The 19,801-nt window shown below is 63.1% G+C and carries 17 protein-coding genes and 1 pseudogene; 2 read left to right on the top strand and 16 right to left on the bottom strand.

Annotated features, from left to right (window positions below; translation table 11 throughout):
- Position 1: 1 nt before the first annotated feature.
- From AC07FD_RS07165 to AC07FD_RS07120, 10 genes and pseudogenes are all read right to left on the bottom strand, one after another.
- The gene (locus AC07FD_RS07165) at positions 2–880 is read right to left on the bottom strand and encodes an ABC transporter permease (protein WP_478349268.1); all 879 of its coding nucleotides are present in this window, start codon (positions 878–880) and stop codon (positions 2–4) included.
- An 11-nt stretch (positions 881–891) separates the two neighbouring features.
- Positions 892–1,701: an ABC transporter ATP-binding protein gene (locus AC07FD_RS07160; RefSeq protein ID WP_478349267.1), complete on the bottom strand. Its 810-nt coding sequence runs from the start codon at positions 1,699–1,701 to the stop codon at positions 892–894.
- Positions 1,702–1,808: 107 nt separating this feature from the next.
- Entirely contained in the window at positions 1,809–2,765 is a 957-nt protein-coding gene (locus AC07FD_RS07155; protein ID WP_478349323.1) for an ABC transporter substrate-binding protein, read from the bottom strand.
- Between the two features lie 272 nt (positions 2,766–3,037).
- Positions 3,038–3,818, bottom strand: a pseudogene (gene dapB, locus AC07FD_RS07150) (4-hydroxy-tetrahydrodipicolinate reductase).
- Positions 3,819–3,833: 15 nt separating this feature from the next.
- Positions 3,834–5,927: an ATP-dependent helicase gene (locus tag AC07FD_RS07145; RefSeq protein ID WP_478349266.1), complete on the bottom strand. Its 2,094-nt coding sequence runs from the start codon at positions 5,925–5,927 to the stop codon at positions 3,834–3,836.
- Between the two features lie 85 nt (positions 5,928–6,012).
- Positions 6,013–6,186, bottom strand: a complete 174-nt coding sequence (locus AC07FD_RS07140) for a hypothetical protein (protein WP_478349265.1) — start codon at positions 6,184–6,186, stop codon at positions 6,013–6,015.
- A gap of 395 nt (positions 6,187–6,581) precedes the next feature.
- The gene (locus tag AC07FD_RS07135) at positions 6,582–7,298 is read right to left on the bottom strand and encodes an arginase family protein (protein ID WP_478349322.1); all 717 of its coding nucleotides are present in this window, start codon (positions 7,296–7,298) and stop codon (positions 6,582–6,584) included.
- A 190-nt stretch (positions 7,299–7,488) separates the two neighbouring features.
- Positions 7,489–8,661, bottom strand: a complete 1,173-nt coding sequence (locus AC07FD_RS07130; RefSeq protein ID WP_478349264.1) for a M20 aminoacylase family protein — start codon at positions 8,659–8,661, stop codon at positions 7,489–7,491.
- An 18-nt stretch (positions 8,662–8,679) separates the two neighbouring features.
- Positions 8,680–9,906, bottom strand: a complete 1,227-nt coding sequence (locus tag AC07FD_RS07125) for an allantoate amidohydrolase (protein WP_478349263.1) — start codon at positions 9,904–9,906, stop codon at positions 8,680–8,682.
- Positions 9,903–11,111: a diaminopropionate ammonia-lyase gene (locus AC07FD_RS07120; protein ID WP_478349262.1), complete on the bottom strand. Its 1,209-nt coding sequence runs from the start codon at positions 11,109–11,111 to the stop codon at positions 9,903–9,905. Before AC07FD_RS07120 ends, AC07FD_RS07125 begins: the two co-directional genes overlap by 4 nt.
- Before the next feature lie 106 nt (positions 11,112–11,217).
- Between AC07FD_RS07120 and AC07FD_RS07115 the strand changes: the two genes are divergently transcribed.
- Both AC07FD_RS07115 and AC07FD_RS07110 read left to right on the top strand, forming a co-directional pair.
- Positions 11,218–11,697: an Lrp/AsnC family transcriptional regulator gene (locus AC07FD_RS07115; protein WP_478349261.1), complete on the top strand. Its 480-nt coding sequence runs from the start codon at positions 11,218–11,220 to the stop codon at positions 11,695–11,697.
- A 77-nt stretch (positions 11,698–11,774) separates the two neighbouring features.
- Positions 11,775–12,917 carry a flavin-containing monooxygenase gene (locus AC07FD_RS07110; RefSeq protein ID WP_478349260.1) on the top strand — a complete coding sequence of 381 codons (1,143 nt, stop codon included), beginning with the start codon at positions 11,775–11,777 and terminating at the stop codon, positions 12,915–12,917.
- Positions 12,918–12,950: 33 nt separating this feature from the next.
- Here the strand turns inward: AC07FD_RS07110 and AC07FD_RS07105 are convergent, their stop codons facing one another.
- The 6 genes from AC07FD_RS07105 to AC07FD_RS07080 form a co-directional block, all read right to left on the bottom strand.
- Positions 12,951–15,059 (bottom strand): molybdopterin-containing oxidoreductase family protein, encoded by a 2,109-nt coding sequence (locus AC07FD_RS07105; RefSeq protein WP_478349259.1) that lies wholly within the window; start codon positions 15,057–15,059, stop codon positions 12,951–12,953.
- An 88-nt stretch (positions 15,060–15,147) separates the two neighbouring features.
- The gene (locus AC07FD_RS07100; RefSeq protein ID WP_478349258.1) at positions 15,148–17,025 is read right to left on the bottom strand and encodes an ABC-F family ATP-binding cassette domain-containing protein; all 1,878 of its coding nucleotides are present in this window, start codon (positions 17,023–17,025) and stop codon (positions 15,148–15,150) included.
- A 134-nt stretch (positions 17,026–17,159) separates the two neighbouring features.
- Entirely contained in the window at positions 17,160–17,609 is a 450-nt protein-coding gene (locus AC07FD_RS07095; RefSeq protein ID WP_478349257.1) for a Ros/MucR family transcriptional regulator, read from the bottom strand.
- A gap of 162 nt (positions 17,610–17,771) precedes the next feature.
- Positions 17,772–17,975, bottom strand: coding sequence for a hypothetical protein (locus AC07FD_RS07090; RefSeq protein WP_478349256.1), 204 nt, complete (start codon positions 17,973–17,975; stop codon positions 17,772–17,774).
- Positions 17,968–18,894 (bottom strand): DMT family transporter, encoded by a 927-nt coding sequence (locus tag AC07FD_RS07085; protein ID WP_478349255.1) that lies wholly within the window; start codon positions 18,892–18,894, stop codon positions 17,968–17,970. The genes AC07FD_RS07090 and AC07FD_RS07085 overlap by 8 nt, the downstream gene beginning before the upstream one ends.
- A 45-nt stretch (positions 18,895–18,939) precedes the next feature.
- Positions 18,940–19,773 carry a hypothetical protein gene (locus AC07FD_RS07080; protein ID WP_478349254.1) on the bottom strand — a complete coding sequence of 278 codons (834 nt, stop codon included), beginning with the start codon at positions 19,771–19,773 and terminating at the stop codon, positions 18,940–18,942.
- Positions 19,774–19,801 lie beyond the last annotated feature (28 nt).

Below are 19,801 nucleotides of genomic sequence, written 5' to 3'. Positions count from 1 at the left end.
CTCATTGCGTCTCATGCAGCGGCTGGGGACGCCATTTCGCCAGGCGATCCTCGACCAGGGTCATCAGATACTCGGCACCGAGCGCCACCACCATGACGATGACGATCGCGGCATACATGCCCGCGGCGTCGAAGGATCCCTTGGCGATGTTGATCAACAGACCAATGCCGTAGCGCGAGCCGACGAACTCGCCGACGATCGCGCCGATGATGGCAAAGCCGAAGCTGACATGCAGGCTGGCGAAAATCCAGCTCATCGCCGAAGGGACGATCACCGAGCGGGTCAACTGCCAGTTGGATGCACCCAGGATGCGCGCGTTGGCGATCATCGCCCGGTCGGCTTCCCGGACGCCCTGGAATGCATTGTGGAACACGACGAAGAAAACCATCACGAAGGCCAACGCCACTTTCGAAGCGAGGCCCAGGCCGAGGATCATGATGAAGATCGGCGCCAGGACCACGCGCGGAATGGAATTGATCACCTTGATGTAGATGGAGAAGATATCGGCGGCCATCCGGTTGCGGCCGAGCGCGACGCCGATGATGATACCGGCAACCGAGCCGGTCACAAAGCCGATGACCGATTCCTCCATGGTGACATAGAGGTGGTACCACAGAGGCCCCTCGGACGTTCCTTCTGTCGTCCATTCGTACAGCCGCTGCGCGATCGCGCTCGGCATTGCGTAGAAGAACGGATCGATCCAGGCTTTGCGCGCGGCAATTTCCCACAGGCCGAGAAAGGCGACCAGAATGCCGACCCGCCAGAATATCACGGTGCGGCGGCGGTGCCGTGCCGCCTTCGCGGCGGACGCCTCGATTTCCGCATCCGAAGTGCCCGGCCTGAAGGCTCCTGCGCTGATATCGATGGCAGCGTCGGTCATGGCATTCCTCCTCAGGCCGCGGCGCGCGCATAGCTGGTTTCGACCTCTTCCTTGAGGTCGGCCCAGATCGTGCGCGAGTAATTGATGAAGCTCTGCTCGTAGCGGATATCGGCGACCACGCGCGGGCGCGCCAGATCGATGGTGTAGACCGACTTTACGGTGGCCGGCCCGGCGGTCAGGACATAGACCTTGTCGGCAAGCGCAATCGCCTCCTCAAGATCATGCGTGACGAAGACCACCGAAGCCTTTGCCTCGGACCACAGGCGCAGCAGTTCCTCGTGCATCAGGACGCGTGTCTGCACGTCAAGCGCCGAAAACGGCTCGTCCATGAGAAGGATCTCCGGGCCGTTTATGAAGGTCTGGGCCAGCGCCACACGTTTGCGCATGCCGCCGGAGAGCTGATGTGGGTAGTGTTGCTCGAAACGCGACAGGCCGACCCGGGCAAGCCAGTCGCGCGCCGCGGCGGTGGCGTCCGACTTCGACCTGCCGCGAAAGAGCGGGCCAGCCATCACGTTCTCGATCACGGTTCGCCAGGGAAACAGGGCATCACTTTGGAAAACAAAACCGATGCGCGGGTCTATTCCCTTGACAGGCGCGCCCATGACACGAACCTCGCCGGCGCTTGGGCTTGCCAGCCCCGTGACAAGGTTGAGGGTCGTGGATTTTCCGCAACCAGTCGGACCGACAACGGCGACGAATTCGCCGCGCTCGACGGTCATGGTGAAATCGCGCAGTGCCGCCAGCGACTTGCCGGTGGGTGAGAGGAACCGCCGACTGACATTGATCAGTTCAATGGCTGGTGTGGTCTTTTCATGGGGCATGATGGAACTCCGGGTTCGAGCGGACGCCTGCCGTCGGCCAGAGCCGACGGACGTGGAAAAACCGACGGCTGCCGGCGCGATATCGCGCATCGCGCCGGCGTGGTCCGCTACTTGGCGTTCTTGACGAATTCCGAGGTGTAAGTCTTGGAGAGGTCGATCTGCTTGCCCTGCAGTTCCTTCTTGAAGGCTGAAAGAACCGTCAGCACCGTCTCCGGCCCGCCTTGCGGCATGATCCCGTCGGGGGTGAACATTGCCTTGCCTGCATCGAGGGCTTTCACGTAGCCTTCCTTGTCGCCGACATAATAGTCCTTCGGCATCTTGTCGGCGATCTCGGCGCCGCTATGCGTGTTGATGAATTTCTGCGTCTTGACGAAGGCATTGGCCAACTTCTGCACGATGTCCTTGTGCGCTTCGACCCAATCGGTCTGCATATAGAGGGAGGCGGCCGGGTAGGTGCCGCCGAGAGCAGCCTTGGTGCCTTCCATTGTGCGCATGTCGATGAGAACGGAAGCTTCGCCGGTCTTCAGCAGTCGGGTGATCGTCGGCTCGGTCGTCATGCCTGCCTGGATCTTGTCCTGCTGCATGGCGGCAATGAAGGTGGTGCCGGCGCCGACCGGAACCGAGGTGAAGTCACCGAGCTTCAAACCGTTCTTGACGGCTAGATATTCCGTAAGAAAATTCGTCGATGAGCCTAGACCGGTCACGCCCAGGCTCATGCCCTTGAAGTCGGCGGGTGATTTGATCTCGGGGTGCTTCGTCGAAACAAGCTCGACCTCGCCCGGCGCCTGGCTGAACTGGACGATGGATTCGACGAACTTGCCTTTTGCCTGCAGATCGATGCAGTGATCGTAGAAGCCGACAACTCCTTGCACGGCACCGGCGAGCATTTCGTTTTCGGCATCGACGCCGGCCGGTTCATTCAGCAGTTCGACGTCGAGACCCTCGTCCTTGAAGTAACCGAGCGCTTCCGTCAGCTTGGCGGGAAGATAGATCTGTTTCTCATAGCCGCCGACCATGATGGAAACCTTCTCGTCGGCGCGCGCGGATGGCGCGGACAAGGCCATGGTGGCGACGAGTGCGATTGTGGCGGCTGAATCAAGCAGTATTCGCGCGAGCGACATGGCCTCTTCCCTTTGTTCGTTTTCCGCGCCCCTCTCTCTCCCATCGCTGTTTCGCGACAAATATGGGGCGCCTTCCAACATTTAGGGCACCAACCTTTCATCCACCTTTCAAGGCCGTCCTGAAAGTCATAGCAAACCTTACGGATCGGTAACCCGATGCTGGCTGATCATGAGAATGACAGAGCAATCCGCCGAGAGCCGGCAACAGTTCGTCGCTATCCCCGTGCGCTTAGTCCCAGTACGTCGCGCATGTCATATTCGCCGGGCGGACGCGCCGCCACCCAGAGGGCGGCTGTGATCGCGCCACGGGCGAACATGATGCGGTCGCCGGCCGAATGCGACAAGGTCACGGTCTCGCCCTCGGCGCAGAAACCGACGCTGTGCTCGCCGACGATGCTGCCACCACGCATCACCGCAAAGCCGATCTCACCGGGCGGCCGCACGCCTGTGACGCCATCGCGGACCCGCCTTGCGACCGTATCCAGTTCGATGCCGCGCCCGCTGGCGGCGGCTTGTCCCAACATCAGCGCCGTCCCCGATGGGGCATCGATCTTGTCGCGATGATGCGCCTCGACAATCTCGACATCCCAGTCGTCAGGATCAAGCGCTCGCGCCGCCTGCTCGACCAGTCCAACCAGCATGTTCAGTCCAAGCGAAAAGCTGCCGGAGCGGACGATGGCGATGCTTTTCGCGGCATCCCCGATGGTGGCCAACTCAGCAGCATCGAAGCCTGTCGATCCAACGACCAAGGCTGGCCCGCCGCGTTCGGCGCAAAGCCTTGCCAGATCGGCCGAGGCCGCCGGCGTGGTGAAATCAATCACCACATCGGCCGGCAAGTGCCTCGTCGCGGCTCACCAACCCCTCGCCGACAGTGCCTGGCCGGTGGAAGCGGGCAGCGAGCGCCAGCCGTGCATCGGCCTGGACAGCATCCATCATCTGGTAGCCCATGCGACCCAGTGCACCCGCGATGGCTATCCTGATCGGTGGTTGGGGCATGGCGCTATCCCGCGGCTATTTCCACATGCCGCGCATGCGCGCGCCAATATCGACGCGCACCTCCGGCCGGGGCGCCCTGCCCTGTGCCGCTTGCGCGCTCGGCCACGAGACCTGCTGGAAGGCGGCAAGGATCGAGGCCGGGATGAAGCGGGTGCGCGAGGCATAGAGGTGGCGGTCGCCGCGCGCCGCCTGGCCGTGCGGGAAGAAGCGTTGCGGCATGACCAGGTTGAGATTGTCCTTGGCCCTGGTCATCGCCACGTAGAGCAGCCGGCGCTCCTCCTCGATGTCCTCCTTGGTGCCGACCCCGAGATCGGCCGGGATGCAGCCGTCGACGGTGTTGAGCACGAAGACATTCTTCCATTCCTGGCCCTTGGCTGAATGGATGGTCGACAAGATCAGATAATCCTCGTCGCGGTGCGGCGGTCCGGCCTGGTCGCTGGTGGCGTCCGGCGGGTCGAGCGTCAGCTCCGTGAGGAAGCGTTCGCGTGATGCATAGCCCGAACCGATCTGCTCGAGCTGCAAAAGGTCGGCCCGGCGCGTGCTCGCATCCTCGTGGATGCGCTCCAGATGCGGCTCGTACCACAGCCTGACCTGTTCGAGATCGGCCGGCCATTTGGCGCCGGCCCGCAGGCCGGAATAGAGCGAAACGAAGCCCGGCCAGTCATCGGCCGCGCGTTGCGGCGGGCGCCAGCCGGCCAACCCCATCGCCTCGTCCAGCGCTGTAGTCATCGTCTCGACGATTTGCGCGGCGACCGAAGGGCCGATGCCTGGCATCAGCTGCAGCACACGGAAGCCGGCGACGCGGTCGCGCGGGTTTTCGGCAAAGCGCAGCACAGCCAGCACATCCTTGACGTGAGCAGCATCGAGGAACTTCAGGCCGCCGAACTTGACGAAGGGAATGTTGCGCCGGGTCAGCTCGATCTCCAGCGGGCCGCTGTGGTGCGAGGCGCGAAACAGCACCGCCTGCGATTTCAGCGCCGTGCCAGCTTCTCGTTCGGCCAGAATGGTATCGCAGACGAAATTGGCCTGCTCGACCTCATCGCGCACGCTCACCAGCCTTGGCTTGTCGGTTGATCTGCGCTCCGACCAAAGGTTCTTGGTAAAGCGCTCCGATGCCTCGCCGATCACCGCATTGGCGGCGGCCAGGATGGTCTCGGTCGACCGGTAATTGCGCTCCAGCATCACCACATCGGCGGCCTGCGCGAACTGCCGGGGAAAGTCGAGGATGTTGCGCACCTCGGCGGCACGGAACGAATAGATCGACTGCGCATCGTCGCCGACCACCGTCAGCCCGGCGCCGTCGGGTTTGAGCGCCATCAGGATCGAGGCCTGCAGCCGGTTGGTGTCCTGGTATTCGTCGACCAGCACATGGTCGAAACGACCACCCAGATGCGCGGCTATTTCGGGCTCGGCCGCCATCTGCGCCCAGTAGAGCAGCAGGTCATCGTAATCGAGGACGTTCTGCGCCTGCTTGGCGTCGACATATCCGGCGAACAATTGCTTCAGCTGCTCGGCCCAGCCGGCGCACCAGGGAAAGGCGGATCCCAGCACTTCGCCCAGCGGCGCCTGCGCGTTGACGGCACGCGAATATATGGCAAGGCAGGTACCCTTGGTCGGAAAGCGCGCTTCCGTCTTCGAGAACCCCAGCTCATGCCGGATCAGATTCATCAGGTCGGCTGAATCCTCGCGGTCATGGATGGTGAAGGCCGGGTCAAGGCCGATCTCCAGCGCATAGTCGCGCAGCAACCGGGCACCTATACCGTGAAAGGTGCCAGCCCAGGTCAGCGCATCGGTGATCACCGCGGCGTCGCGGCCGAGCACCTCGCCGGCGATGCGCTCGACGCGCCTGGCCATTTCGGACGCGGCGCGGCGCGAAAAGGTCATCAATAGGATGCGGCGCGGGTCGGCCCCCTTGACGATCAGATGGGCGACGCGATGCGCCAGCGTGTTGGTCTTGCCCGAACCGGCACCGGCGATGACCAGCAGCGGTCCGGCGATCTGGCCGTCGCCATGCTCGACGGCCTGCCGCTGGGCATCGTTCAGCCGGGCGAGATAGGCAGGCTGGACGGTCGGTTCCCGAAAAATCGAATCAGAGGTGGCGAGGTTCATCACCCATCAAGCATCGTTTCTGCTTTGTTCGCAACGCCGATGCGAGAATGTCAGCCTGCCCTGCAGCCGAAGCGTGACAGCCTGCCTAGTGCTGGGGACCGATCCCCATCGTAGCCGACTGGCGGCGCAAAGCCTCACGATCGTGTTGCGGCGGCAGCAGCAGCAGCGGGTCGACCGTATCGGGCACGTCCTCCACCATCTTCCTGGCAATACGGTAGGTGACATAGGCCAAAGCGCCGGTGACGAGCAGACGGAACATGGTTGCAACACTCCATTGGAGCAGGACCAACCGAGGAAACGGCATTTGGTTCCCCTGCCGACCGTCTTGACCGCACGGTAGAAGATCGAGGCGCGGCAAGCTTCCGCTGACGTGCACATTTCTCCGGTATTTCGGTGATGCAGTCCTCGAGACGCTGGAACGGAACTTCGCGCCGCGAAGTTCGTGCCCTGCCGCCTATGGCGCTCAGATCGTCAGCAAAGAGAACTTTTGAAGAAGAAGGCCGGCGCTGCTCGGGAGGAGGAATGAAGCGCCGGCCAAGCGGATAAGAGGTCCGCCGCACCGCAGAAGTTAGCTGAGTCTTTCCCTTGCGTCATCGGGTGATTGTTCTTCGTCAAAAGTGTACCGATCCACACGAACTGCCGGTCGCCGGCTCGTTACGCGCGCGTCTTGACCATCATCCCGGCAATCTCCTTGAGGAGTTTTGCCGCCACGATGGCGGTCAGATTGGCGATGTCGCGAGGCGGGTTTAATTCAACGATATCAGCCGCCACGATTGGCTGGTTGACCGATTGAATCAGGTTGATGACCTGACGTGTGGTCAGACCGCCGGGTTCGCGATGCGAGACACCTGGCGCAAAGGCCGGGTCGAGCCCGTCGAGGTCCATCGAGATGTAGACCGGCGTCCTGAGATCGAGCCGCAGATCGTCGCCAAACCGCGCCGCCTCGATCACCTCGACACCGAACCGCTTGAACTGGTCGCGATGATGGTCGTTGACGGTCCGTAGGCCGACCTGAATGAGACGTTCGGCAAGCCGCTCTTCCATGATGCGGGCAAAGGGCGAAGTGTGGGAGCGCGGATTGCCCTGATAGGCATCGTACATATCGGGATGCGCGTCGATGTGCAGAATGGTCAGGCTGGGGTTTCGGCGGCGCACCGCGCGCAGCATCGGCCAGGAAATGGCATGGTCACCGCCGAGGCAGATCAGCGGATCGCCCGTTTCCAGCACGCGCCCAACCTCGTTTTCGATCAAGTCCCATGGATCGGTGGCGGCGTCGAAGCCGATGTCGCCATGATCGACAAGCCTGTCGGTCAGATCAAAACCGGTTTCGCTCCACATGCTGTAGGCATCGGAGAACAATTCGGGACGGATATGGGCAGGCGCTTGCGCCGGCCCCTTGAAGCAGGACGAGTTTGTCGTCGTGGGGAATTCCCAGCAGCGAAATCCTGGTCATCAGCGTCCGATCTCCGTCAGCAGGGAATTTCAGTAAGCGCGGGAGCTGGCTGGCGATAGCGATGGTGTTTGGGCCAGCGGCGGGCGCGCCCCGGCAATCAAAACGCGATCAATTCCCGGCTTGCCCGCCCAGTCTTTGCCTGACCATGGCGACATGGAAATTGGTGCCGAACAGCAACCCGTCATCGTTGAAGTCGTAGCTCGAATTGTGCAGCGGCGCCGACGTCTCGCCATTGCCGAGGAAGACGAAACAGCCCGGCACATGGTCAAGGAAGCGGGCGAAATCCTCCGAGGCTGTCATCGGCTCGCGGGCGACGGCGATTTTGCCGGGCGCGAAAACGCTTCTCGCGGCAGCAAACGCCGCTTCGACCAGTTCGGCATCGTTGCTTAGCGGCACGAACTCGCGGCTGTAACTGACCTCGGCGCTAACATTGTAGGCGACGGCGGTGCCCTCCGCGATGATGCACATCTGCCGCTCGATCTCCGCGCTGACCTCGGGGCGGAAGCTACGCGCATCGCCGAGAATGCGGGCAAGACCGGGCAGTGCGTTGCGGGTGCCGTCGGTGATCAGCTCGGTCACCGAAACCACCGAAATGTCGGCCGGACTCAGCCGGCGCGAGACGATGGTCTGCAGATTGGTGACCAGCGCGCAGGCGGCGACCAGCGTTTCGTTCCCCGAATGCGGCCGCGCGGCATGGCCGCCGAGCCCTTTCAGCACGATCTCGAAATTGTCCTCGGCCGACATGATCGGGCCGGCGCGGGTCTCGAAATGTCCGATGGGCAGGCCGGGCATATTGTGCAGGCCAAAGATTTCGTCAAAGGGAAAGCGCTGCATCAGGCCATCGGCGAGCATGGCCAATGCCCCTTTGCCCCATTCCTCGGCCGGCTGAAAGACGAAGCGCACGGTGCCGTCGAAACCGCCCTCGGCGGCCAGCAGCTTTGCCGCGCCGAGCAGCATCGGGGTGTGGCCGTCATGGCCGCAGGCATGCATGATGCCGGGATTGCCGGACCGGTAAGGCGCGGCGGATTGCTCGGTGATGCGCAAGGCATCCATGTCGGCCCTAAGCGCAATCGCCCGGTTGCCGCTGCCGCGTTTCAGCGTGCCGACGACGCCGGAGCAGCCGACGCCCTCAGTGACATCATCGAGGCCGAATTCGCGCAGTTTAGCGGCGACGAAAGCCGCGGTGCGCCTTTCCTCGAAGCCGAACTCCGGATGTGCGTGCAGATCACGCCGCCAGACAATCATCTCCTGCTTCAGCGCGTCACGATCGAATTCGGACATTTCGTCTGTCCCCCTTACCTACTTCACAAGTTCTGTGACCACATCAAGCAGGATGTTGGCGCCGGCAATAAGCTCGGCATCCTCGGTGTGCTCGCGCGGATTGTGGCTGATGCCGCCGGCGCTCGGCACGAAGATCATCGCTGCCGGCGCGATGCGCGCCATCATCTGTGCGTCGTGGCCGGCGCCTGATGTCATGCGTTTGACGCCGAGGCCGCGGTTTTTCGCAGCAGCCTCGATCAGTTCGACAATGCGGATGTCGAAGATCACCGGCTCGAAGCGGGCCAGCCGCTCGACCGAGATCGTCACGCCTTCGGTGTCGGCAAGCTGTTCGAGACAGGCAGCAAGTGCGGCCTCCTCCGCCTGCAGGCGCTGCTCATCGGGGTCGCGCAGATCGACGGTGAAGACGGCTTGGGAGGGAATGACGTTGATGGCATTCGGCTCGAAGCGCATCGTGCCGACGGTGGCGACCGTCGGCGTGTTCGAGGCTTTGGCCCTATCGTGCAGGAACGTGATGACCCGCGCGGCGGCGTGGCCGGCGTCGCTGCGCATCGACATCGGCGTGGTGCCGGCATGGTTGGCGACGCCGTCGATGGTGATGCGTTGCCAGGAGATGCCCTGCAGATTCTCCACCGCGCCAATCGGCACGCCTTCGCGCTCCAGCACCGGCCCCTGCTCGATATGCAGTTCCAGATAGGCGTGCGGCTTGAGGAAGCCGGGCTCCTTGTCACCGGCATAGCCGATGCGGGCAAGCTCCTGCCCGAGCACGCTGCCGTCTGTGCCGACAGCCGCCAGCACCGTCTCGAAGCCGATGCCGCCGGCATGGACCAGCGAGCCCATCATATCGGGGGTATAGCGCACGCCCTCCTCGTTGGTGAAAGCGGCGACCGCGACCGGGCGCGGCGGCGAAAAGCCCGATGCCTTGAGGGTCTCGATCACCTCCAGCCCGGCAAGCACACCGTAGCAGCCGTCATAGATGCCGGCATCGATAACCGTGTCGATATGCGAGCCGATGAGCAGTGGCGCCTGTCCGGCATTGTTAGGGCCTTGCCAGATGCCGAAAATGTTGCCGACCCGGTCTATCGCGACATCGAGCCCGGCCTGCTGCAGCCAGCCAACGAAGAGGTCGCGGCCCAGCCTGTCGGTGTCGGAGGCCGCCAATCGGATCAGCCTGCCCTCGCTGTCACGGCCGATGGCGCCGAGTTCACGGATACGGCCAAGCAGGCGCTGCGCGTCGACCGCGATCACAACGTTGCTCCTGCAAGCATCTTGCCGGCCAGCACATCGGCCGGGCTCATGCCAACCAGTTCGGCATAGCGATGCGGGTCGGTGGCGCCTTCGGTGTTGATCACCAGCACCCGGGATCCGCCGTCGAGTCCAAGGTCGGCCTGGTTGTCGGCCACCGCCCGGATCAGCCCTGCAAGGCCGACGCCGCCGCTTTCGCCGGCGACGATCACCGGATCGCCGGCACGTGGCTGCGCCAGCCGCCGCATCACCGCTATGGCCTCGTCCTCATCCACCGTCATGAAGGCGTCGGCGGCACGCGCCAACACCCGCCAGGCGACCGGAGAGGCATCGTAGCATTCCAGCATCGCCATCACCGTCGGCTGGCCATGCGCAACCTTCACCACGCGCCCCGCCTGGGCGGCCGCGACAACGCACGCAGCGCGCGCGGGCTCGACCACGATGAAGGTCGGCCTGGCATCGCCGAGCACGATGGCAAGATGGCCGGCGATCGCGGCGGCAATGCCGCCGACACCGGCCTGGACGAACACATGGGTCGGTGGCTCCCGGAGCTGGCGCAATGCTTCGCGGACGATCGCCGTATAGCCCTGCATGACGAGGCCGGGAATGCGCTCATAACCTGGCCAAGAGGTGTCGGAGACCACGGTCCAGCCCTTCTCGGCCGAAACTTGGGCGGCTTGCTTGACCGAGTCGTCATAATTGCCGTCGACGCGGATCATCTCTGCGCCATAGCGAGCGATGGCGGCGATACGCTGCTGGCTGACGCCGGCGTGGACGAAAATCACTGCCCGCGCACCGACGAGTTGCGCCCCTTGCGCGACCGACCGGCCGTGATTGCCATCGGTGGCGCAGGCAACCGTCATCGTCGCGGCAACCGCCCGAACATCCGGCTGACTAAGATCGGCCACATCGACGGGTCGACCAAGCGACCGACCTGCCTCTTCCAGTACCAGGCGGAAGACAGCATAGGCGCCGCCGAGCGCCTTGAAGCTGCCGAGGCCGAGGCGAAAGCCTTCATCCTTGACATGCAAGGCACCGAGACCGAGTTCAGTCGCCAGCGCCGGCAGCGCATGCAGCGGCGTTATGCGGTGATTGTCGCGATGGGCGAGGAAGCGCTCGACCGTGTCGGCCCCGGCGACCCCAAGCGTTTCGGCATCGGCCGGGTCGAGCGGCTGGCGGTGCAAGGCATTGCGGTTGGGCAGGAACACTGGCGGCCTCCTTGACGGTTCAGCGAGAACATATTGCAGGACTGGCGCAAAAAGCGCTGTAATACGACCCTCGAAATGCAAGTTTGCTTCGTTAGGGATGTCTCGATTGCCTGTATTGCCATCCTCACTCGATAGTTTCGATCTCGCCATCCTTGCCATCCTGCAGCGGGACAATACGACGCCCCAGCGGGTTATTGGCGAGGCCGTCAATCTTTCGGCGCCGGCAGTGCAACGCCGCATCAAGCGCATGGAACAGACGGGCGTCATTGCCGGCAATGTTGCCCTGGTCGAGCCGGCGGCGGTCGGCCAGCCCATCACCATCTTCGTCGAGGTGGAGCTCGATAGCGAACGCACCGAACTCATCGATGCGGCCAAGCGGCAATTCTCGGCCGCGCCGGAAGTCCAGCAATGCTACTACGTCACCGGCGAGGCCGATTTCATCCTGGTCATCACCGTCGCCGACATGGGCGCCTATGAGGCGCTGACGCGAAAACTGTTCTTCGACAGCAACAATGTCCGAAAGTTCCGCACCTTCGTCGCCATGGACCGCGTCAAGGTCGGGCTGACGGTGCCCTTGCCCGGATGAGAATTTGCTGGCGGGCAGGCTCCGGCTGCCATGCTTTTGATATTCTCCGGACGCGAATTTGTTTGGCGGAGGCGCGCTTGGACGACACCACCCCAGTTGCAATCATCGGTGCCGGGCCAGCGGGTCTGGCTGTTGCCGCATGCCTGCGGCAGGCCGGGGTTGACTTCGTTCTTCTCGAAAAAGAGGCGCAGGCAGCACCCGCGTGGCGACGCCACTATGAGCGCGTCCACCTGCACACGACCAAGCGCTATTCCTCGCTGCCTTTCGTGCCCTTTCCCAGGGATTATCCGCGCTATGTGCCGCGCGATCTCTTCGCCGACTATCTCGATGCGTACGGGCAACGCTTCGAACTACGGCCCCGCTTTGGACAGACAGTGCGGATGATCACCCGGCAAGGCAGAGGCTGGAATGTCGAAGCAACATCCGGTGCCCTGCATGCCTCCCACGTGGTGATCGCGTCGGGCTACAACGCCGAGCCGCTGGTGCCCGGATTTGCCGGCGCCGATGCTTTCAGGGGTCAAAGGCTGCATAGCGCCGACTACCGCAACGCCACGCCTTTTGCCGGCCAGTCGGTGCTGATCGTCGGCATGGGCAACACCGGCGCCGAGATCGCGCTCGATCTGGTGGAAAGCGGTGCGCGGCCGACGATTTCGGTGCGCGGCGGCGTTCATATCGTGCCGCGCGAGTTGCTTGGCGTGCCCATCCAGATGGTCGGCATGGCGGCTCGCCTGATGCCGCAACGCATCAATGATGCCTTGTTCCCTGTCATCCTCGATCTGGCACTGGGCAGGCTGGAGAAATACGGGCTCAAGCGACCGAGCCAAGGGATGTTGCAGCAGATCGCCGTGGCGTCGCGCATTCCAGTGATCGATGTCGGCACGGTCGGGAAGATCCGCGAAGGTGCGATCAAGGTCGCACCCGACATTGCCGAGATCACCGAGCAAGGCGCCCATTTTGCCGACGGCAAGCGTGGCGAGTTCGATGCGATCATCTTCGCCACCGGCTTCCGGCCGGGCTATGCTGGGTTGCTGCAGCCCGGCATCCAGCCGGGTCTTAGCGGCGTCAACGCGCAAGCTTCGGATCTCGGCCTCTACCTCATCGGTTTTCACAATGCGGTCACCGGATTGCTGCGTGAAATCTCGATCGAGGCAGAGCAGATCGCCGACGACATCCGCCTCCGGCGAGATCGAAAGAAGGCGGCTGAAATCCTGCCGGTATGATTCGGCGCGAGACGAGCCGAGTTCTATTCCGTTTCAGCTTGCCGCGCGTAGCCACACCTTGTTGTCGTGGAAGGCAGCGCCGCCATAGGGTGCGGTTGCGTCGGCGCCGGTCAGCACGTTGATGCCCTCGCCGCGCTCATGCGCGCTGTTCGGCCAGATGCCCTCGGCGATGACGACGCCACGCTTGATGCCGTCGAACAGTTTTGCGCGCAGCACCACTTCGCCGCGCTGGTTGCCGACCTCGACGCGGTCGCCGTCGGCAAGCCCATGGGCCGCCGCATCGTCGGGATGCAGAAGCAGTTCCGGCCGCACTTCCTTGGCCTTCGACACCGGTGTTTCCGAAAATGTCGAGTTGAGGAAATTGCGCGCCGGCGATGTCGTCAGCCGGAACGGATGCGCCTCATCCGCGACCTCGATCAGGTCGACGTGATCGGGAAATTCCGGCAGCCGCTCCACCGGCCCGAACAGGCCCATGCTTTTCGGAGGCCGGTTGGGCGCCGCCTGCCCGGTCCAGTCGGCGCGGAAGCGGAATTTCCCATCCGCATGGCCAAATCCCTTGATGAAATGGGCGGTGTCGAAATCCGGCTGCAGGTCGACCCACTTGTCCTCCTTCAAGCTGTCGAAGCTGCCCAGCCCGCGCTTGCCGAGGATGATGTCGATATGCTGCTGTTCGGTCAGGCCGAAGCCCGGACGGTCGGCGACGCCGAGGCGCTCAGCCAATTCCTCGATGACGAAATGGTTGGTGCGCGGCCCTTCCGGCGGATCGATCAGCTTGGGGCCGAGCGTGATGTGCTGGTTGCCGCCTCCCTTGTAGATGTCGTCGTGCTCAAGGAACATCGTCGCCGGCAGCACGACATCGGCGAGCTTTGCCGTGTCGGTCATGAACTGCTCGTGCACGCAGGTGAACAGGTCGTCGCGCAGAAAACCCTGCTTCACCAGCCGCTGCTCGGGCGCGACATTAACAGGGTTGGTGTTCTGGATCAGCATCGCCGTCACCGGCGGGCCGCCATAGAGCGCGTCCTTCGCCCCGGTCAGCACCGGGCCGATGCGCGAATGGTCGAGAAAGCGGACCGAGGGATCGCGCATCTTCGTGCCTTCCAGCACCTCCTGGTTGAGCTTGAAGATGCCGGAATTGGAATGGAAGGCGCCACCGCCCTCATATTGCCAGCAGCCGGTGACGGCGGCGATGGAGGCGGCGGCGTGCATGTTGACCGAGCCGTTGCGCTGGCGCGAAAACCCGTAACCGAGACGGAAATAGGTCTTCTTGGTCGTGCCGACGAGGCGGGCGAAATCCTCGATCTCGGCGACCGTCAGACCGGTGATGCTGGCCGCCCATTCCGGCGTGCGCGTCCGCAGATGCTCTTCCAGCCCCTTTGGATCATCGGTGTATTTTTCGAGATAGGCGCGGTCGGCCATGCCTTCCCTGAACAGCACGTGCATGACCGCGCAGGCCAGCGCTCCGTCGGTGCCGGGCTTCAGCACCAGGCCTAGATCGGCCTGTTTCATCGTCGCGTTCTCATAGACGTCGATGACGACGATCCTGGCGCCGCGCTCCTTGCGCGCCTTGATGGCGTGGGTCATGACGTTGACCTGCGTGACCACGGCATTGGTGCCCCAGATCACCACGCAATTGGATTTCGCCATCTCGCGCGGATCGAGTCCGCGCAAGGCGCCGGCCCCCATCATCCAGCCGGTCCAGGCCAGATTGGTGCAGATCGAGCCGAAAAAGCCGGAATACTTCTTGGCGTGGCGCAGCCGGTCGATGCCGTCGCGCTGCACCAGCCCCATCGTGCCGGCATAGTAGTAGGGCCAGACTGTCTCCGAGCCGTATGTCTTCTCGGCCGCGATGAACTTCTCGGCGACGAGGTCGAGCGCGGCCTCCCAACTGGCGTCTTTCCAGGCGCCGTCGCCCTTGGCGCCGACCCGCACCAGCGGCTTCAGCAGGCGGTCGGGATGATGGACGCGGTCGGCATAGCGCGCGACCTTGGCGCAGATGACGCCCGATGTATAGCTGTTGGCCTTGGCGCCATGGACGCGGCCGATGCGGTTGCCGTCAAGCAGCTCGACCTCGAGCGCGCAGGTCGATGGGCAATCATGCGGACAGGCCGAATGGCCGATGCGAAGCTTAGCGTGCTGGTTCATGCCGCGTACCTAGCGGCTTTCGGGCGCGGCGTGTAGGGCCAGATGAGGCCCTGCCTTCTCCCTGTGGGAGAAGGCAAGAATTGCACCCCTACTCAGCCGTGCCTTCCTCGTATTCGGCCGACATGGTCAGCCATTTTTCCTCGTGGCCGGCCAGCGTTTGGGCCAGCTGTGAGCGCTCCTTGGCCAGCCGGGTCGCCGTCGAGGGATCCTTCTCGTAGACGGCCGGATTGGACAGTTCGTCCTCTATGCCGTCGATGCGCTTGCGGATGCGGTCCATCAGCGCTTCGGTGGCCCGGATTTCCTTGGCCAGCGGCTCGAAGGCGGCGCGACGCGCTGCTGCATCGCGGCGGCGGTCGGCCTTTGACGCCTTGTCCGCCTCGCGCTTGCCGCGGCGGTCGCCGGAGACACCGGTGACCAGCGTCTTGTAGTCTTCGAGGTCGCCGTCATACGGGTTGACCGCGCCGTCCTTGACCAGCCACAGCCGGTCGGCGGTCGCCTCGAGCAGATGGCGGTCGTGCGAGATCAGGATCACGGCGCCCGGAAATTCGTTCAGCGCATGGATCAGCGACTCGCGGCTGTCGATGTCGAGATGGTTGGTCGGCTCGTCGAGGATGAACAGGTTCGGTCCCTCGAAGGCCGACAGACCCATCAGAAGTCGAGCCTTCTCGCCGCCGGACAGGTCCTTGGCGGCGGTGTTCATCTTCTCGGTCGTGAGACCAAACTGGGCGACACGGCCGCGCACCTTGGACTCCGGCGCTTCCGGCATCAGCCGACGGACATGCTCATAGGCGTTTTCCTCCGGCCGGAGATCGTCGAGCTGATGCTGGGCGAAGATCGCCACCTTCAGCCCTGACGCCACCGTCATGGTCCCGGTCTCCTGCTTCAGCCGGCCGGACAGCAATTTGGCGAAGGTCGACTTGCCATTGCCGTTGGCGCCGAGCAGCGCGATCCGGTCGTCGGCATCGATGCGCAGCGTCATCTTCTTGAGGATCGGCTGCCCCTCGGTGTAGCCGACGTTGACGTTGTTTAGCGCCACGATCGGCGAGGCCACCGTCTTCACCGGCTCGGGGAAGGAGAACGGCCGCACCGTATCGTTGACGATCGCGGCGATCGGCTTCATCCTCTCCAGCGCCTTGATGCGCGACTGCGCCTGTCTCGCCTTGGAAGCCTTGGCGCGGAAGCGTTCGACAAAGGATTCCATATGTTTGCGGGCGGCTTCCTGCTTGACCCGACCCTTCTCCTGCAGTTCCTTCTGCTCGCTATACTGACGCTCGAACTGATCGTAGCCGCCACGCCAGAAGGTCAGCTTCTTCTGGTCGAGATGAACGATAGAATTGACGGCGCGGTTGAGCAGGTCCCGGTCATGCGAGATCAGAAGAACGGTGTGCGGATACTTCGACACATAGTTTTCCAGCCACAGCGTGCCTTCGAGGTCGAGATAGTTGGTCGGCTCGTCGAGCAGCAAAAGGTCGGGCTCGGCAAACAGTACGGCCGCAAGCGCAACGCGCATGCGCCAGCCGCCGGAGAAGGATGAGGCCGGGCGGCGCTGCGCAGCATCATCGAATCCGAGACCGGCAAGAATGGTGGCCGCGCGCGACTCGGCTGAGTGCGCGTCGATGTCGGCCAGCCGCATGTGGATGTCGGCGATGCGGTGCGGATCGGTGGCGGTCTTTTCCTCTTCAAGGAGTGCCGTGCGCTCAAGATCGGCCTTCAGCACGATCTCGATCAGCGGGTCCTCGGTGCCGGGCGCTTCCTGCGCCACCTGGCCGATGCGCGTGTTCTTGGGCAGGCTGATCGAGCCCGTCTCGGAGGCGAGGTCGCCGGTGATGGCCTTGAACAGCGTCGTCTTGCCGGTGCCGTTGCGACCGACAAGACCGGCCTTGGTGCCGGCCGGCAATGTCAGTGAGGCGTGGTCGAGAAGCAGGCGTCCGGCCATGCGGAGCGAAAGGTCGTTGATGATCAGCATGGCCGCGCTTTTGCACCGGACATCAACGCTTCGCAAGACCTTGCGGGCCAGTTGGCCGCACAAGGGCTGAAAACGACGCCCGCAAAGGCGCCGTCAAGGCAGCCGATCAGCCTGCTTACCCGGCCAGGCAGCGCTCAGGAAGTCGCCTTGCGCTTCGTCGCCTTGGCTACGACGGCCGGCGCTGCTGCCGGTTTGCGGCCGAGTCCTGTCGACTTTGCCAGCGCCGACCGTGTCGCCGAATAGTTTGGCGCAACCATCGGATAGTCTGGCGGCAAGCTCCATTTGGCCCGGTAGTCGTCCGGGCTCAGGCCATAATCAGTCCTGAGGTGTCGCTTGAGCGACTTGAACTTCTTTCCGTCCTCAAGGCAGATGATGTAGTCGGGAAACACCGACTTCTTCGGGTTCACGGCCGGAACCAGGCTTGCGCTTTCCGCGACAGGTGCACCAGCCAGCTTGCGTACCGAAGCGCTGACGCTGGCAATCAACTCAGGCAGACCGGAAGCCGGAAGCGGATTGTTGCCTATATAGGCCGAGACAATATCGGCCGTCAGTTCGATAACGGTCTTATCATCGATATTTGACAATTCTTTCACCCTATTTCCGACAAAGTCATCCACCCCAGTGAAGACTTGTGTCTTTGTATCTCTTTAACCGCGCCCCCCAACGGACCGCCAAGTCTCAACAAGGAATCAAGACTCGCAAAAAATACTTTTCATGGGAAATCGACGTCGCGCAAATTAGAAAATCTAATACTTGGGTCTAGCAGACTTAGCAGCGCGACCGTCGGCCAATATCTCTAGAATACGCTTCCAACGGGCGCAACGCCTGAAATCCTTTTGCTCTATAGCCTTTTCGGCCTTCATGGCGGCATAAAGCGGTGCCTCGGCGCCAAATTCCTTGATCAGCCAATGCGCTTCCTGCCTGGCCAGACGTTCGTTTTCGTCAAACATGGTTCTCGGCCTCCGAACGTTCCACGCCGACCGCGACGCAACTGCCGATGACGAGGACGGCTCCGACAATGGCCGTCATCGTCAGCCTTTCGCCCGACAGCGTCAGCAGCAGCGTCGAAGCGATCGGCGTGAGATAGGCGACGACCGCGACCTTGCCGCTGCCTTCGAGCTTCAAGGCGCGTGACCAGAAGTAGTAGCCCAACCCCATCGGACCGGCACCGAGATAGAGGCCGAGAGCCAGGTCTATGCCAACGGGCCATGCGAAACCGTCGCGAGCGCACCACAAGAACGTCAAGGCGACGCCGACCAGCGACGATGGCAGCAACAGGCGATCCGGCGAGGCGGCAACCCGTCCCACCACGATCGAATAGAAGGCCATGCACAGTGCGGACCCGAATGCGGCGACATAGCCGACGAGATCGCCCTGGAGCCAGGATTGGTTACGCCCTCCCGAAATCACCAGTGCAACGCCGACGAAGCCCACGACCGCGGCGAGGCCCAGCAGTGCCGGGCGCCGCGGATTCTGCAGAGCGATAACCGCCGCAGCGACCATCAACGGCCAGGTGTAGGCCACCAGATTGGCCTCGATCACCGGCATCGAAGCGAAGGCGATGTATTGCAGCACCATGGTGCCGACCAGACCGATGAAGCCGACCGCGAGAGACACGAGTTCGGCCCGGGCCGTGACTGGCGCGGCCCTTTCCCGGCTCATCAACCGGATGACGGCGAAGACGAGTGCAGCTCCTGTAAATTGCAGGAACTGCACCTGCGACACCGGGTGGCTTGCCAACAGGGATTTGCCGACCAGTGCATTGGTCGACCACAGCGCCACCGCGCCGGCAGCAAAGACCAGCGCGGATATAGAGCCTGATCCGTGCCGAAAGGATCGGTGTGGGGCTCTATCTCTGTGTTTGACCATGGTCCTGTCCGAAAGCCGGTTCCCACTTTTCGGGATCATGGTTCGTTACCATGATTCCCTGGCTCCGCCCGGAACCGGCGCCTCGGACGACACCGGAACGGGATGCTCTTCCTCAAATCGGCGATAGGCCGGCAACTGATTGCTCCAGACGTCTTCGGCCAGCTCGTTGACCCATTCACGGTCATGATCGTTGTCGGCGGCGAGATAGAACATGCGGTTGTCGTCGACATAGGGCTTGGCCACCGAGCGCTGGTTGAGCACCAGCGTGACGCGTTCACCGAACCGGATCGGCGCGGTGCGATGCAGGACACCGAGAAACTGCCCAAGCGTGGCGTAGTTCATCTTGTGATCGATGCGCATGACACGGTTGCGCGGAATCTCGCGGCCGGATTCGAGGATGGCGCGGCCGGTTTCGGAGTCGTCGCAGTAGATTTCGAGGTGGCCGCCGACCAGCGGATTGCTGATCGACAGCGGGATGAGTTCGGTGACCGGAACGCCATCGCAATGCCATTCCACGGCGCCGTCCTTCGGATTCATGAAGGTCACCGTCGAGCCGACGATCGACAGCGGATAGGGCTCCAGCTTGGTGCCCATCATGTCGGACAGCCGCTCCAGACGCAGCTTGTCATGCAGCAACTCCTTGATCTCGGGGATGTAACGGTCGGCGCCGGTGATGAAGGTCAAGTCGAGGTGCTTGCGCACGGCATGGCTGGCCTTGAGCTTCAGAGCAGCTTCCTCAATTGCGGCAAGCAGGGCCGGGTCATAGCCGTGCAGATATTGCGCGACGCCGAAACTCGACACTTTCCAGGCGGTTTCGTGACCGATGATGGCTTCGCGGCTCATCGCATAACGCAGTTCGGGGATGGTATGGGCGTTCATTGTACTTCTCCGGGGCGGGGGCAACACT

This window comes from Mesorhizobium waitakense (assembly GCF_056431085.1).
The sequence above is the reverse complement of the archived record's forward strand: the minus strand, read 5'-3'. Positions and strand labels throughout refer to the sequence as shown.